At 74.0% G+C, this 14,087-nt stretch carries 13 protein-coding genes; 7 read left to right on the top strand and 6 right to left on the bottom strand.

Annotated elements, in window-relative coordinates; all coding sequences use genetic code 11:
• Positions 1 to 100 precede the first annotated feature (100 nt).
• Both ACGFXC_RS29765 and ACGFXC_RS29770 read left to right on the top strand, forming a co-directional pair.
• Complete coding sequence (locus ACGFXC_RS29765) at positions 101 to 607, top strand: CAP domain-containing protein (RefSeq protein WP_393717914.1); 507 nt, start codon at positions 101 to 103, stop codon at positions 605 to 607.
• Positions 608 to 900: 293 nt separating this feature from the next.
• Positions 901 to 1,188 (top strand): hypothetical protein, encoded by a 288-nt coding sequence (locus tag ACGFXC_RS29770; protein WP_393717915.1) that lies wholly within the window; start codon positions 901 to 903, stop codon positions 1,186 to 1,188.
• 94 nt (positions 1,189 to 1,282) lie between these two features.
• Here the strand turns inward: ACGFXC_RS29770 and ACGFXC_RS29775 are convergent, their stop codons facing one another.
• Complete coding sequence (locus ACGFXC_RS29775) at positions 1,283 to 3,241, bottom strand: acyl-CoA dehydrogenase (protein ID WP_393717917.1); 1,959 nt, start codon at positions 3,239 to 3,241, stop codon at positions 1,283 to 1,285.
• Between the two features lie 115 nt (positions 3,242 to 3,356).
• Positions 3,357 to 3,635, bottom strand: a complete 279-nt coding sequence (locus ACGFXC_RS29780) for a GlsB/YeaQ/YmgE family stress response membrane protein (protein WP_393717919.1) — start codon at positions 3,633 to 3,635, stop codon at positions 3,357 to 3,359.
• A 182-nt stretch (positions 3,636 to 3,817) separates the two neighbouring features.
• On the opposite strand from ACGFXC_RS29780, the gene ACGFXC_RS29785 reads away from it, so the two are divergent.
• A complete protein-coding gene (locus ACGFXC_RS29785; RefSeq protein ID WP_393717921.1) occupies positions 3,818 to 4,687 on the top strand; it encodes a GyrI-like domain-containing protein in 870 nt (289 codons plus the stop codon).
• Between the two features lie 15 nt (positions 4,688 to 4,702).
• Here the strand turns inward: ACGFXC_RS29785 and ACGFXC_RS29790 are convergent, their stop codons facing one another.
• A complete protein-coding gene (locus tag ACGFXC_RS29790) occupies positions 4,703 to 5,911 on the bottom strand; it encodes a serine/threonine-protein kinase (protein WP_393717923.1) in 1,209 nt (402 codons plus the stop codon).
• Positions 5,912 to 6,204: 293 nt separating this feature from the next.
• On the opposite strand from ACGFXC_RS29790, the gene ACGFXC_RS29795 reads away from it, so the two are divergent.
• Positions 6,205 to 7,782 carry an AMP-binding protein gene (locus ACGFXC_RS29795; protein ID WP_393717925.1) on the top strand — a complete coding sequence of 526 codons (1,578 nt, stop codon included), beginning with the start codon at positions 6,205 to 6,207 and terminating at the stop codon, positions 7,780 to 7,782.
• Positions 7,783 to 7,785: 3 nt separating this feature from the next.
• On the opposite strand, the gene ACGFXC_RS29800 is transcribed toward ACGFXC_RS29795, so the two are convergent.
• On the bottom strand, positions 7,786 to 8,718 hold the full coding sequence (locus ACGFXC_RS29800; RefSeq protein ID WP_393717927.1) for a LysR family transcriptional regulator: 933 nt from the start codon (positions 8,716 to 8,718) through the stop codon (positions 7,786 to 7,788).
• A 161-nt stretch (positions 8,719 to 8,879) separates the two neighbouring features.
• Between ACGFXC_RS29800 and ACGFXC_RS29805 the strand changes: the two genes are divergently transcribed.
• Positions 8,880 to 10,205, top strand: a complete 1,326-nt coding sequence (locus ACGFXC_RS29805; RefSeq protein ID WP_393717929.1) for an MFS transporter — start codon at positions 8,880 to 8,882, stop codon at positions 10,203 to 10,205.
• A complete protein-coding gene (locus tag ACGFXC_RS29810; protein ID WP_393717931.1) occupies positions 10,172 to 11,488 on the top strand; it encodes an AI-2E family transporter in 1,317 nt (438 codons plus the stop codon). Before ACGFXC_RS29805 ends, ACGFXC_RS29810 begins: the two co-directional genes overlap by 34 nt.
• Before the next feature lie 47 nt (positions 11,489 to 11,535).
• On the opposite strand, the gene ACGFXC_RS29815 is transcribed toward ACGFXC_RS29810, so the two are convergent.
• Complete coding sequence (locus ACGFXC_RS29815; RefSeq protein ID WP_393717933.1) at positions 11,536 to 12,003, bottom strand: hypothetical protein; 468 nt, start codon at positions 12,001 to 12,003, stop codon at positions 11,536 to 11,538.
• A gap of 242 nt (positions 12,004 to 12,245) precedes the next feature.
• Entirely contained in the window at positions 12,246 to 13,376 is a 1,131-nt protein-coding gene (locus tag ACGFXC_RS29820; RefSeq protein ID WP_393717935.1) for an NADH:flavin oxidoreductase, read from the bottom strand.
• 187 nt (positions 13,377 to 13,563) lie between these two features.
• Between ACGFXC_RS29820 and ACGFXC_RS29825 the strand changes: the two genes are divergently transcribed.
• Positions 13,564 to 14,034 (top strand): MarR family winged helix-turn-helix transcriptional regulator, encoded by a 471-nt coding sequence (locus ACGFXC_RS29825; protein WP_393718056.1) that lies wholly within the window; start codon positions 13,564 to 13,566, stop codon positions 14,032 to 14,034.
• The last annotated feature ends 53 nt before the right edge of the window (positions 14,035 to 14,087 follow it).

The raw sequence follows: 14,087 nt of genomic DNA on the forward strand, positions 1-14,087 counted from the left end.
TCGCGCCCGCCGGTCGTGTCCCCCCGCCCCTCCCGAGGGCCGGTCGGCACCCGTGGCACGCGCCGGCTCCCCGCAGTACCCGTGCGACCTGGGAGTCGCCATGACGAAACCCGCCCGTACGCGCCGCCGGACCATGGCCGCGGCAGCCGTGCTGCTGGCCGGGGGCCTGGCGCTGGGCGCGGGCCCGACGGCGTCCGCCGCCCCGGCCGGCGCCCCCGCCGACGTCAGCCCCGCCGAGCAGGCGGCCCTGCTGAACGCCACCAACGCGATACGCCAGAGCGAGGGCGCACCGCCCCTCGTCTGGGACGCGGCCTTCGCCTCCGGCGCGCAGGCGTGGGCCGACGACCCCGCATCCCTCGCCGGCGGAAGCCTCCGGCACGACCTGGGCTTCAACGACGGCGCCGAGAACATATCGAGCACCGGGCCGTCCGGGGCCGTCGCGCAGTGGGGCGGCGAAAAGGCCGCCTACGACGCGGCCGGCCCGGACTGGAACACCGACGATCCCGGCTACCGGGACTGGGGCCACTACTGGAACATGGTGCAGAAGAACTACACCAAGATGGGCTGCGGCGCCGCCGCGGGCATCACGGTCTGCCGCTACGCCTGACGGGGGTGAGGTCCGGGAGGCGGCCGCGTGAAAGCCGCCTCCCGGACCTCGGGGGGTGTCGCGCACTCCGCGGGGGACGCGGTCGGTGTATGCGTGGTGCGACAGCTGGATAAACGATTCGCCAGACGGTTGGTCACGGGTGGGCGCGCAAGCGCCGCGACGGTTTCCGCAGCCCGGCACCGCGCCGCCCGGTCCGCCAAGTCGGCGTGTTCACAACAGACTTCGGGGTAGTCGCGGGTGAGCCGGTCCACCATCGGACCGGGCCCGGCACGACCGTCCCGAAGGAGAGCCAGATGACGACGCAGTACGGCCCCCAGTCCACCGGCCCCCAGTCCACCGGCCGGCGTCCCGACGGGGCCCCCGGCGGCGCGTCCTCCGGCAATGCCCTGAGCATCGCCGCGATCGTCCTGGGCGCCGTCGCCCTGCTCTTCCTGCCGATCGTGTTCGGCCTGGTCGGCCTGGTGCTGGCCATCGTCGCCAAGACCGTCCGGCACGAACGCCTCGCCACGGTGGCCATCGTCGTGAGCGCCGTCGGCCTCGTCGGCGGCATGGTGCTCGGCGCCCTCGTCGCCGCCTCGTGACCTGAACCGCCCCGGACCTGGTCGGCTGACATGGGGAGGGCGCCGTCCCGACGTCCCTGACATCACGGACGTCGGGGACGGCGCCCTCCCCGGGTCAGCCGATCAGGTCCGGGGCCCGCAGTACGGCGGACGGGACGCCCCAGGCGTCGACCAGGTCGACGGCGAGCGGACGCACCTTGCGGCACAGGTCGTTCACCTCGCGGCTGATCGCCTTGGAACGCTGGACCGTCAGCCTCCCGTGCTCCATGAACCAGGCCCGGTCCGCCTCGATCGCCGACAGGGCGAAGAGGTCGCACAGCAAGGACAGCGCCGCCCGCTCGCCCCCCTGCGGCACCGCGCGCACCCGGTCCACGAAGGCCTCCGCCACCAGCCGCTCCACGTGCGCCCGCGCGAGCGCGATGACGTGGTCCTGCACCTGCGAGAACACGGCGCCCGCCGGGCGCTTCTGGTCGATCCCCCGCTTGATCCGCCGGGCCAGCCCGGCCAGCATGTGCTCCTCACGGAAGCGGAACATGGCCAGTTGGTACTCCGGGTCGAGCAGACCGGCCTCCCGGTCCCAGTCGTCACCCCCCGGCAGCAGGTCGCGCACCCGTTCGAGGAGCTTGTGCGCCGAGGTCCGCTCGATGACCGTCTCGACGGCCAGGCCGGTCACGTAGCGGACCGTGCCCAGCTGGTCGAGGTCCTCGAACTCGCTCGCGTGATCGGTGAGCAGCCCCTTGGCCACGAGCTGGAGCAGGACGTGGTTGTCCCCCTCGAAGGTGGTGAAGACGTCGCTGTCGGCCTTCAGCGCGGCGAACCGGTTGACGGCGAGGTAGCCGGCGCCGCCGCACGCCTCGCGGCACTCCTGGACGACGCGGGTGGCGTGCCAGGTGGCCAGCGCCTTGAGGCCCGCGGCCCGTGCTTCGAGCCGCCGCCGCGCCCGCGCGTCGTCCCCGGGGCCGGAGAAGACCTCGTGCAGCTGCCCGCGCACGACGTCCTGCGCCGCGTGCAGGGCGTACGTCCGGGCGATGAGCGGCAGCAGGCGCCGCTGGTGCATGCCGTAGTCGAGGAGCACCTGCTCCCCGGAGCCGTCGCCGTCCCCGAACTGGCGGCGCCGCACCGCGTACTTGGTCGCCACCGTCAGCGCGACCTTGGCGACGCCGATCCCGGCCCCGGCGACGCTGACCCGGCCCTGCACCAGGGTTCCGAGCATGGTGAAGAAGCGCCGGTCGGGATCGTCGATCGGGCTCTCGTAGACGCCCTCGGGCGTGACGTCGGCGAACCTGTTGAGCAGCGCCTCGCGCGGCACCCGCACCCCGTCGAACCAGATGCGGCCGTTGTCCACGCCGCCCAGCCCCATCTTGCGGCCGGCGTCCTCGATGCGGACGCCCGGCACCGGCTCGCCGCCGGCCCGCAGCGGTACGACGAATGCGTGCACGCCCCGGGACCGGCCGTCCACCTCCAGCTGGGCGAAGACGACGGCCAGTTCGCCGTGCCGGGCCGCGTTGCCGATGTAGTCCTTGCGGGCCTGGTCGTCGGGGGTGGTGATGACGAACTCCCGGCTCGCGGCGTCGTACCTCGCGAGGGTGCCGAGCGCCTGGACGTTGGAGCCGTGCCCGGTCTCCGTCATCGCGAAGCAGCCCATCAGCTCCCCGGTGATCAGCGCCGGGAGGTGCGCCTCGTGGTGGCGCCGGGTGCCCAGGTGCAGGATCGCGCCGCCGAAGAGCCCGAACTGCACGCCGGTCTTCACCAGCACCGACAGGTCTCCGAAGGCCAGCGTCTCGAAGGCGGCGATCGAGGCCCCGACGTCGCCGCCCCCGCCGTATTCGGCGGGAAAGCCCATGCCGGTCTGGCCGGTCGCGGCCATCTTGACGACGATCTCCCGCACCCGCTCGCGAAACGCGTCGGCGGTGAGCTCGTCGGCCTCGTCGAGCACGGAGGCGTACGTCGTCAGGTTGTCGCGGACGAGGTCGCGGATCACGGCGTACTCCCCGTCGAGCACCGCCGTCAGCGCGGCGACGTCGATCTCGGGCCGTACGTAACGGGTGGGCGCGGAAGTGTTCTCGGGTGCCATGCCGCTCCGCTACCCCGAGCCGGGACGATCAACCGGCAACGGACGCGCGGAAGCGGCTCCCCCGCCCGGGCGGGGGGGCCGCTTCCCGTCGCCCCGCAGGGGGGCGGGCGCCGGCTCAGGCGTGCCGGTGCGAGCGCCGACCGCCGGTGACCACGCGGTAGAGGGCGAGAAGGATCATGGAGCCGACAATGGCGGCGATCCAGGTGGAGAGGTCGAAGAATCCGTCGATGGAATCGACTCCGAAAATGACCTTTCCGAGCCACCCTCCGAGCAGACCTCCGGCGATACCGATGAACATGGTGATGATGATGCCTCCCGGGTCCTTGCCCGGCATCAGCATCTTCGCGATGATCCCCGCGAACAATCCGATCAGTATCCAAGCCAGAATGCCCATGACGCCTCCTTCGAATTCTTCTGCCATGAGGGCTTATGAGCCGGATCTCGCCCGTCAAACGTGGTGGGCGCGCATTCCGTACGGCCTTTTCCGCGAGCCGTTCGAGGCCTGACCGGATCGGTTCGCGGCGATCGGGCGCGGCCGTGCGGAGGCTGCCAGGGTGGGAGGCGAAAGGGGGTCCGGTGATCTCGGCACTCAACCAGCTGGTCGATCTCGTCGAAGGGCACCTCGCGCAGGAGCCCGATGTCCGGGGGCTCGCGGGGGCGTTCGGCACGACCGAGTACCACCTGCGCCGGATGTTCTCGTCGTTGGCGGGCATGCCGCTGTCGGAGTACGTGCGCCGGCGGCGGATGACCGTGGCCGCCGCCGACGTCGTCCGGGGGGAGGCGGACCTGCTGAGCATCGCGGTCCGGCACGGCTACGGGTCGGGCGAGGCGTTCGGGCGCGCGTTCCGCGCGGTCCACGGCGCCGGTCCCGGGGACGTGCGCCGCGACGGGGGCCCCTTGCGCACACAACCGCGGCTCAGGTTCCGCCTGAGCGTCGAAGGGAGCACCCCCATGGACACCCGCCTCGTCAGCCGGCCCGCGTTCCGGCTGGTCGGACACGCCGCCCGGGTCCCGCTGATCCACCAGGGCGTCAACCCGCACATCCAGGCGCACATCGCGGCGCTCCCCTTGCGGGAACACCTGCGGCTCAAGGCCCTCGGCGACACCGAACCGGCGGGTCTGCTCCAGGTCAGCGACGACGCCGGTCCCGACGCCGTGGAGGGCAGCGAGCTGACCTACCTGCACGGAGTCGCCCTCGGCCGGGACGCGCCGTGCCCCGACGGCCTCGACGTCATCGAGGTGCCGGACGGGATGTGGGCGGTCTTCCGCACCAGCGGACCGCACCCGCAGGCCCTGCAGACGACGTGGGCGGCGACCGCCACGGACTGGTTCCCCTCCAACCCCTGGCGGCTGCGGCCGGGCCCCTCGATCGTCGCCACCCTGCAGCGCGCGGACGACTTCAGCACCGCCACCTGCGAGTTGTGGCTGCCCGTGGAACCGGCCTGAAACCCCGGCCGCCGCTCAGGCCGGCAGGTCCGCGGGCGGGTACGCGTAGGCGTACGGGTACGGATACGGGGCCGGGGACTCCGAGGGGGAGGGCGGTGCGGGCCGCGGCGCGGCGCCCCGGGCCTTCCCCGGCGCCAGCGTCTGTTCGTGCGTCGCGGCGGGAGACGCCGTCACCCCGTGCGGTACGCCACCCATCAGCAGGGTGCACGCGCCGGCGGCGCTCGCCGCGACCAGGCCCCACGCGGTCGCCCGGCGCCGGGCCGCGGCGGGCCCGCCCGAGGGCGCCGCGGCCGGCCGGGGCGGCACGGAGCGGTGGGTGGGGGCGCCGGCGTCCGCCGCCTTCACCGCGGCGGGGAACGTCCCGGGCGTCCCGGCGGCGCGCCCCGTGGCCGGGGCGCGGGTGAGGTCACGCAGCCGCTGGTGCACGCGCGCCGCGTCGGGCCGGACACGGGGCTCCGGGTCGGTCATCGCGCCGAGCAGCCGGCCGAGGCCGTCCGGCAGGCCGGCGGGGATGCGGGGCGGGTTCAGGAGGCAGGCGGTGCCCGCTTCGACGGGTGAGCCCCGGTACTCGCGGTGCCCGGTGAGCGCTTCGAGCAGGGTCAGTCCCAGGGCGTACACGTCGCCCGCCGTGCTCGCGACCCCGCCCAGCAGCTGCTCGGGCGCCATGTAGGCGGGCGTGCCGACGAGCGTCCCCGGCTCCTGCCGGGGACGGCGGGCGTGCACCCTGCGCGACAGCCCGAAGTCGGCCAGGCGCGGCGAACCGCTCTCGTTCAGGAGGATGTTGGACGGTTTGACGTCGTGGTGGACGATGCCGCGCGCGTGGACGTGGTCGAGGGCCGAGGCGATGTCCGCACCGAGCCGTACGACCTGGACGGGGCCGAGGGGACCGGCGCCTATTCGGGTGTGCAGCGTCATGCCCCGGATCAGCTCCGTGACCATGAACGCCCCCCGCTCGTGGCGCCCGGCGTCGTAGACCGTCACGAGCGCGGGGTGCGACAACTGGGCCAGGATGCGGGCCTCGTCGCAGAAGGTGTCGGCGGTGACCGTGTCCGCGTCGGGCCGGAACACCTTCACCGCCACCTCGCGCTCCAGCACCTCGTCGATGCCGCGGAACACGTCGGCCGTACCGCCGGCTCCGATGGCCGATCGGAGCCGGTAGCGGCCGGCGAGCAGGGTGTCGCCTTCGGGCAGTGCTCCGTACGCGGGGACGGTCCTGGCCGGCATGCGGCGTCCTCCTCGGCTCGCGGGCAGTGCCGCGCGCCTACCCGGCGCGAGGAGGGCTACGCCGTGGGCGCGGTCGGCGTTCGATTTCGATTCGGCCACTTTGAGGAGCAGTTGGCCGCCGGTCCGCCCGCCCCCCGGTCCCGGGGGGTCCGCGCGGTCCGATGCGGCGCCGGGCCGGCCGGGGCGGTGGGGCGCGCGGGGGGCGGTGGCCGGATGTCGGCCTCCCGGTTGGGCGTGTGGATCACTGGCGGATAGGGTCAAACTAGTTGCTCAAGTCAACCAATAGGACGGGTATGTACGACGACACCGCACACTTCCGCAGCCACGTGGAGCGAATACTCGACGGGCTGGGGCAGGAGCCGGGACGCGAGGCCGTGGTCCACGGAGAACGGCGCGTGAGCGCGGGCGAACTGCGCGGCCTCGTCCACGGCATGGCCCGCGCGCTGCGGAACCGGGGGGTGCGGCGCGGCCAGACGGTCACCCTCCTGGCCGGCAACCTCCCCGAGACGATCGCGGCCCGCTACGCCGCCGGACTGCTCGGCTGCGCCGTGAACCACCTCTACGCCGGGCTGTCGGCGGACGTGCACGCCGACATCCTCAGGGACGTCGAGACCCGGACGCTGATCGTGGACCCCGCCCACCGCGAGCGGGCCGCGGACCTGGCCCGGCGGGTGCAGCTGGAACGGGTCCTGTTCCTCGGCGCGAACCCGGACGCGAACGCGGACCCGCACGCGGGCCCGGATCCGGACCGGGACCTGGTGGCCCTCGCCGCCCGGGAGTCCGCGGACGTCCTGACGGGTGCGGCGCGGCCGCAGGACATCTGCACCATCCGCCACACCGGCGGGACCACCGGTCACCCCAAGGCCATCTGCACCACCTTCGAGCAGGCGACGCACAACGGACCGGACTGGTCCGGGGAGGGGCCGGTCAGGACCCTGGTGTGCACCACCCTCGCGCACGCGGCGGGCCTCATGGCGGACGCCACCCTGTCCGGCGGCGGCACCGTCGTCCTGCTGGGCGAGTTCGAAGCGGGCGCGGTGCTCGACGCCGTCGAGCGCGAGCGCGTCAGCCACGTGTTCCTGCTGCCGCCGCTCCTCTACCAGCTGCTGGACCACCCCGCGCTCGACCGCACCGACACCTCCAGCCTGCGCCTGCTCACCTACGGGGGCTGCGCCTCCTCGCCGGTCCGCCTCGCGGCGGCGGTCCGCCGGTTCGGCCCCGTCCTGAACCAGTTCTACGGTCAGAACGAGGCGGGCGGGATCAGCGTGCTCTCCCCCCGGGACCACGATCCGCTGCGGCCCGCACTGCTGCGCACTGCCGGGAAGGTCATGCCGGGCGTCGAGGTCGCCGTCCGCGACGCCGCCGGACGGCACCTGCCCGCCGGCGGGCACGGCGAGATCTGCGTCCGCTCCCCGCACGTGATGCGGGGCTACTGGAAGCAGCCCGAACTCACCGCCGAGGTGCTGCGGGACGGCTGGCTCCACACCGGGGACATCGGGTTCCTCGACGCCGAGGGCTACCTGACCATCGTGGACCGGATCAAGGACATGATCGTCGTGGTCGGGGGTCACGTGTACACGGTGGAGTTGGAGGACGTGCTCAACTCCCATCCGCAGGTCCTGCAGAGCGCGGTGTTCGCGGTCCCCGACGCGAACCTCATGGAGCGCGTCCGGGCGGTCGTCGTCCGCGCACCGGGCGGCGACGTGGACGAGGAGGAGCTGCGGACCCTGGCGCGCAACGCCAAGGGCGCCATGTACGAGCCCGCCCGCATCGACTTCGTCGACGCGCTGCCGCTGACCGACGCGGGCAAGCCGGACAAGAAGCTGCTGCGCGGCCGGGCCGTCGCGGACGCCGGGCTCACCCGCGCGTAGCGGTCAGCGGGGGAGCACCCAGTGCGGCGTCCACGTCCCGGCGTCGTCCCCGGCCGCCATGGCGGCGAGGTGGGTGCGCAGGGTGGCCAGCGCCGGGTGGGGGTTGTCTCGGTGCCACAGCAGCGAGTGCGGGTAGACCGGTGTCGGGCCGGTCACCGGGATGCGGCGCAGGCCGTGGCCGGCGGGCCAGACGAGCCGGGTGTGCTCGCTCATGAAGGTGGCCAGCGCCGGGGAGTCGGCGACGGTGTCGAGGAGCGCGTCCGAGCCGAAGTTGGGGCCGGTCGCCTCGATGGTGAGGCCGAACGCGGCGACGAGGTCGTCGTAGTAGGCGGCCCACTCGCTGCCGGGGACGATGCCCGGCATCCAGATCCGGTGCCCCACCAGCCGGGCGGGCGTCAGCGACCGGGCGCCGGCCAGCGCGTGGGCGGGGCCGGTCAGGAGCTGGAGCGGTTCGTCCAGCACCCGGACGGACGCGATGTCCTCGGGAAGGGGCCGGCCGGGCGCGGCGACGGCGCGGAAGGTCGCGTCGATCGCGCCGGAGCGCAGCGAGGCGACGGCCGTCTCGATGTCGAGCAGCATCAGGACGTCGAGGTCGATCTCGGGATGCGCCTGGTGGAAGCCGCGCATCAGCCCGGACGCCGCGCCGCGCGAGTTGATCACGTCGACGCGCAGCGGACGGCGGCCGACCCGCACGGACGCGACGGCCCGCTCGGCGGCGCGCAGCAGCTCGCGCGCGTGCGGCAGGAACGCCTGCCCGTCGATGGTGAGCTCGGCGCCGCGCGGCGTGCGGGTGAACAGCCGCACGCCGAGGGCGCGCTCCAGCGCGGCGATGCGCTTGGAGACGGCCTGCTGGGTGACCGACAGGTCGGCGGCGGCCTTCTGGAACTGGCCCGCGTCCGCGACGGCGGCGAAGGTGCGTACGGCTTCGAGGTCCATGCCGACCCACCTTAGAGAACAACCGTTGGTTGTGGAGGGGGGCCGGGACGGTTGTTTGACCTGCGGTTGTGCCGCTCGGTTAGCTCTCCTCGGTCAAGTCCGGTTGTCCGGACGCTACGCCGGTCGGTACGCCGGCCGGTACGTCGAGGAGCGCGCTGCGCATGCGGGGCAGGAGAGCGTTGGGCCGCCGGTTCGGCTGGCTGTGGGCGGCGTACGCGGTGAGCGCGTACGGCTCCGGACTGGGGTTCGGGGCGCTGCCGCTGATCGCCGTACTGGTGCTGCACGCCGGCCCCTCCGAGGTGTCCGCGCTGTCCGCGGTGGGGCCCGCGGTGGGCGCGCTGCTCGCCGTGCCGCTCGCGCCGTGGATGGAGTTCCGGCGCAAGCGCCCGGTCATGATCGCGATGGACCTGACCCGGTTCGCGGCCATGGCGGCGATCCCGGCCGCCTACGCCTTCGGACGGCTCGGCTTCGTCCAGCTGCTGGTGGCCTCGGCCGTGGTCGCCGCAGCCAAGATCGGCTTCAACGCGGCGTCCGGCGCCTACCTCAAGGCCCTCGTCCGGCCCGACGACCTGATCGTGGCCAACGCCCGCTTCGAGTCCACGAACTGGAGCTCCATCGCGGTCGGGCCGCCCCTGGGCGGGGCGGCGATCGGTCTGTTCGGGCCGGTCGTCACCGTGTGCGCCGACGCGCTCAGCTACCTGCTCTCCGCCTTGGGCATCGCCGCGATCCGCGGCGCGGAGGAGGCGCCGCGGCCCACCGGCGGGCGCCCGGCCCGGGCCGCCTCGCTCCTCGACGGCTGGCGGCACATCGCGGGCGACCCCGGCCTGCGCGCGCTCTACCTCAACAACGTCCTCGTCGCCGGCCTGATCATGGCCACCGAACCGCTCCTCGCGGTGCTCCTCCTGGACCGGCTCGGCTTCCCGCCCTGGCAGTACGCCCTCGCCTTCGCCGCCCCCTGCCTCGGCGGGCTCGTCGGCTCCCGGCTGGCCCGCCGCGTCCTGGCCCGCCACGGCCGGCACCGGGTCTTGCGTACGGTGGGCACCCTGCGCGCCGTCTGGCTGATCGGCCTGGCCTTCGTCGGTCCCGGCGTCGCCGGCCTCGTCACCGTGATGGCGGTCGAGCTGGCGATCATCGTCAACATGAGCCTGTACACCCCGGTGCTCGCCACCTACCGGCTCGAACGCACGCCCGCGCACCTCGTCGCCCGCACCCTGACGGCCTGGTCCGTCGGCCAGCAGGCCGCCATCGCCGTCCTCACCGCGCTCGCCGGGCTGCTCGCCGCCGTCACCAGCCCGCGCACCGCCCTCACGGCGGCGGGCCTGCTCATCCTCGCCACCCCGCTCCTGCTGCCCCGGCCGGACCAGATCGGCGGCCCCCTGCGAACCGACCGGACAGCACCGGCTGACGCAGCGGATCGAGGGCAGAAGGACAGCAACCCGGAGGGAGGTTCCACATGCCAGGAATCCACAGATGGCTCGACCGCGTGAAGGACGGCGCGACCGCGCTCGGCGAGCGGCGCGCCCAGGCCCAGGTGCGCCGCGACGCGGAGGAGCGGGAGAGCGCCGAGGAGGAACGCGCGGCGCGGGCCCGTCGTGCCCGCGCCGCCGCGCCCGATCCCGCCGTGGCGGTGCCGTGGGGCATCCGGGTGGCGGCCGAGGCGGGCTGGCGGTTCCTGGTGCTCGCGGCCACGCTGTGGGTGCTGATGCGGGTCATCGGGGCCGTCCGGCTGGTCGTCCTCGCCTTCGTCGTCTCCCTCCTGGTCACCGCGCTCCTCCAGCCGACGGTCGCCCGGCTGCACCGCCGCGGCCTGTCCCAGGGGCTGGCCACCGCGGTGACCGCGATCTGCGGGTTCGTCGTGCTGGGTCTGGTCGGCTGGTTCGTGGTCTGGCAGGTGCTCGACAATCTCGACACCCTCTCCGGGCGCCTCCAGGAGGGCATCGAGGAACTGAAGAAATGGCTCCTCGACAGCCCGTTCCACGTGACCGAGCAGCAGATCAACGACGTCGCGAACAACTTGAGCGACGCCATCGGCACGAGCACCAGCGAGATCACCTCCAAGGGCCTCCAGGGCGTGACGGTGCTGGTGGAGATCCTCACCGGCATGCTGCTGGCGATGTTCTCCACGCTCTTCCTGCTCTACGACGGCAAGCGCATCTGGCGGTGGACGCTGGGGCTGGTCCCGGCCGTGGCCCGGCCCGGCGTGGCCGGAGCGGGACCGCGGGCCTGGCGCACGCTCACCGCGTACGTGCGCGGGACGGTGATCGTGGCCCTGATCGACGCGCTCTTCATCGGCGTCGGCATCTACTTCCTCGGGGTCCCGCTCGCCGTGCCCATCGGCGTGGTGATCTTCCTGGCGTCGTTCGTGCCGCTGGTCGGCGCGGTGGCCTCCGGGGCCCTCGCGGTGGTCGTCGCCCTCGTCACCCAGGGCGTGTTCACCGCGCTCATGGCCCTGCTGGTGGTGCTCCTGGTCCAGCAGATCGAGGGGCACGTCCTGCAGCCCTTCATCCTGGGGCGCGCGGTCAGGGTCCACCCGCTGGCCGTGGTCCTCTCCGTCGCGACCGGCGGACTGGTCGCGGGGATCGGCGGCGCCGTCGTCGCCGTGCCGCTGGTCGCCGTCGCCAACACGGTGATCGGCCACCTGCGCGCCTACGCGGGCGACGAGCCACCGGCCGGGGACGGGACGCCTGCGCAAGCGCGGACCGGGACGGCGCCGTCGGACGAGCAGCCGGGACCGGCGGCCGCCGCCCCCGCCGCCGACGGCCCCGCCTGAGGCGTCCGCCGCGCGGGGCGGGACCGGGCCGGGACCGGCGCGCGTCGTCAGTAGCGCAGGGCGGTCCCGGTCTCGGCCTTCACCTCGCCGGACAGGCTCCGGGTGCTGCGGGCCGTGCCCTGGCCGCTCGCGCCGGCCGCCACGTCCGAGACGGTCACGACGACGGTGTCGAGCAGGTTGCCCCCGCCGTCGCGGAAGTTGACCTGGACGGCGAAGGACTTCTTGTCCGTGGCCGTGTTGGACACCGTCACGGGGACGGTGCTGCGCCCGTCGGCCTGGGCGACCGCGCCGAGGGTCACCTGGTCCTTCGCGTTCACCCCGTCCTTCACGCCGTCGAGCTTCTTCTTCGCCTCGGCCGCCGCGGAGTCCAGGTCCGCCCCGACCGACTGCACGGCCGACGCCGCCTTCGAGGCGACGTCGGACGGGGTGGTGCCGCTGTCGGAACACCCCGTCGCGCCGGCGGCGAGGGCCGCGAGGACGACCAGCGGGAGGGCGCGCATCGGCAGTCGGTTCATTCGGCTCTCCAGGAGCTCGGGCCGGCCGCCCCGGACGGTGCGCGGGCGGGCCGGCGGACGGCGGACGATCCACCGGTGGCGGACCGGCAACGCCATGATGGATCCGCGCACCGGGCGCGGGCGGTCCCGAGCGCCGGTGTCGCGCCGAACCCCACTGATGGCGCCGACCGGCCGGGACCGGACCGTCCCCGGCCCGGACGGGACGGCGAGGTGCGCGGTCGGCGGGCCGGACCGGCGGGCGGTCAGTGGCTGAGCGAGGTGAGGGCGGACGCGTCGTACGGCTTCAGCTCCTCGAAGCGGTTGCCGAGGACCTTCGCCGCCCACTGCGGGTCCTGGAGCAGGGCCCGGCCGACGGCGACCATGTCGAACTCCTCGCGCTCCATGCGGTCCAGGAGGTTGTCGATGTCGCCGAGCGCCGCGCCCTCGCCGGCGAAGGCGCGGATGAAGTCTCCGTCGAGGCCCACCGAGCCGACGGTGATGGCCGGCCGGCCGGTCAGCTTCTTGGTCCAGCCCGCCAGGTTCAGGTCCGAGCCCTCGAACTCCGGGAGCCAGTAGCGCCGGGTGGAGGCGTGGAACGCGTCGACGCCGGCCGCCGCCAGCGGTGCCAGGATCGCCTCCAGTTCCTGCGGGGTCTGCGCGAGCCGGGCGTCGTAGGCCTCCTGCTTCCACTGCGAGTAGCGGAAGATCACCGGGAACCCGGCGGAGACGCGGGCGCGGACCGCGGCCACGATCTCCGCGGCGAACTTCGTACGGGCGACCGCGTCGCCGCCGTAGCCGTCGGTGCGGCGGTTGGTCCGCTCCCACAGGAACTGGTCGAGCAGGTAGCCGTGGGCGCCGTGCAGCTCGATGCCGTCGAAGCCGATCCGCTCGGCCTGCGCGGCGGCGTCGGCGAACGCGCCGATGACGTCGTCGAGGTCGGCGCGGGTCATCGCCCTGCCGGTCCCCTCGGTGCCGTCGACGCGGATGCCGGAGGGGCCGACGGCGGGCGCCTCGGCGTACGGGGCCTCGCCCTGGTTGCGCACCATGCCTATGTGCCACAGCTGGGGCACGATCGTGCCGCCCGCCTCGTGCACGGCCGCGGCGACCTTCTCCCACCCCGCCAGCTGGTCCTCGCCGTGGAACCGCGGCACCCGGTCGCTCTGCCCTGCGGAGGGGTGGCCGACGTAGGTGCCCTCGGTGACGATCAGGCCCACGCCCGCGGCGGCCCGGCTGGCGTAGTACGCCCGCACGTCCTCGCCGGGCACGCCGTCGGGGGAGAACATCCGCGTCATCGGGGCCATCGCGATGCGGTTGGGGACGGTCAGGCCGTTCAGGGTGACGGGCCGGGACAGGATCTCGGCCGCGCGGGATGCGGTGGACGTGGTGACGGTCATGCGGATCCTCCTGATTGAGGCGGTGGCTCGTCGGATCGCAACGAGAAGTGCATAGTACACATCCTATGTATCATGCATATTGCAGCGGCCCGCTCCGGCGGGCCCGCCCGGCCGGCCGCGGGTCGGCGATACTGGAGCGCCGGCGGAACGGGGAGGCACAGTGCTGGAGAAACTGGAGCGGGAGCTGATGCTGCTCTCGCGCCACCAAGTGCTCGCCCGGCGCGAGCGCGACGCCGAATGCCTGGACCGGTCGGCGTACCTGCTGCTCAGCCGGATCGACGCCCAGGGCCCCATGTCCATCGGACAGTTGGCGGAGGCCTTCGGGCTCGACACCTCGACGGTGAACCGCCAGACGGCCGCGCTGCTGCGCTGCGCACTGGCCGAACGCGTCGCGGACCCCGACGGCGGCATGGCCCGCAAGCTGCGCATCACCGCCGAAGGCGCCCGCCGGCTCCACGGGGACCGCGAGGTCAACCGCTCCTGCCTGGCCCGGGTGGTCGCCGACTGGTCCCCCGAGGAGGTCCGGGAGCTGGAGGACGTCCTCATCCGGCTCAACCGCAGCGCCGAAGCCCTCGAAGGCCGCTACTGGCCGCGCGCGGAGGAGGCCGGGGAGGCCGGGGGAGCGCGGGAAGCCTCCGGCACCGGCTCCGGCGTCTGAGACCGGTACCGGCGTCGGATCAGCAGGCTCCGGTCACTTCGGCCGGTGCCCTC

Source organism: Streptomyces sp. NPDC048507, from assembly GCF_043199995.1.
Classification (GTDB): domain Bacteria; phylum Actinomycetota; class Actinomycetes; order Streptomycetales; family Streptomycetaceae; genus Streptomyces.

Bases quoted from the DNA above. Each gene is read 5' to 3' on its own strand.
- ACGFXC_RS29790 (WP_393717923.1), bottom strand. From the start codon at position 5,911: ATGCCGGCCAGGACCGTCCCCGCGTACGGAGCACTGCCCGAAGGCGAC.
- ACGFXC_RS29780 (WP_393717919.1), bottom strand. From the start codon at position 3,635: ATGGGCATTCTGGCTTGGATACTGATCGGATTGTTCGCGGGGATCATC.
- ACGFXC_RS29795 (WP_393717925.1), top strand. From the start codon at position 6,205: ATGTACGACGACACCGCACACTTCCGCAGCCACGTGGAGCGAATACTC.
- ACGFXC_RS29815 (WP_393717933.1), bottom strand. From the start codon at position 12,003: ATGAACCGACTGCCGATGCGCGCCCTCCCGCTGGTCGTCCTCGCGGCC.
- ACGFXC_RS29810 (WP_393717931.1), top strand. From the start codon at position 10,172: ATGCCAGGAATCCACAGATGGCTCGACCGCGTGAAGGACGGCGCGACC.
- ACGFXC_RS29825 (WP_393718056.1), top strand. From the start codon at position 13,564: ATGCTGCTCTCGCGCCACCAAGTGCTCGCCCGGCGCGAGCGCGACGCC.
- ACGFXC_RS29765 (WP_393717914.1), top strand. From the start codon at position 101: ATGACGAAACCCGCCCGTACGCGCCGCCGGACCATGGCCGCGGCAGCC.
- ACGFXC_RS29805 (WP_393717929.1), top strand. From the start codon at position 8,880: ATGCGGGGCAGGAGAGCGTTGGGCCGCCGGTTCGGCTGGCTGTGGGCG.
- ACGFXC_RS29770 (WP_393717915.1), top strand. From the start codon at position 901: ATGACGACGCAGTACGGCCCCCAGTCCACCGGCCCCCAGTCCACCGGC.
- ACGFXC_RS29820 (WP_393717935.1), bottom strand. From the start codon at position 13,376: ATGACCGTCACCACGTCCACCGCATCCCGCGCGGCCGAGATCCTGTCC.
- ACGFXC_RS29775 (WP_393717917.1), bottom strand. From the start codon at position 3,241: ATGGCACCCGAGAACACTTCCGCGCCCACCCGTTACGTACGGCCCGAG.
- ACGFXC_RS29800 (WP_393717927.1), bottom strand. From the start codon at position 8,718: ATGGACCTCGAAGCCGTACGCACCTTCGCCGCCGTCGCGGACGCGGGC.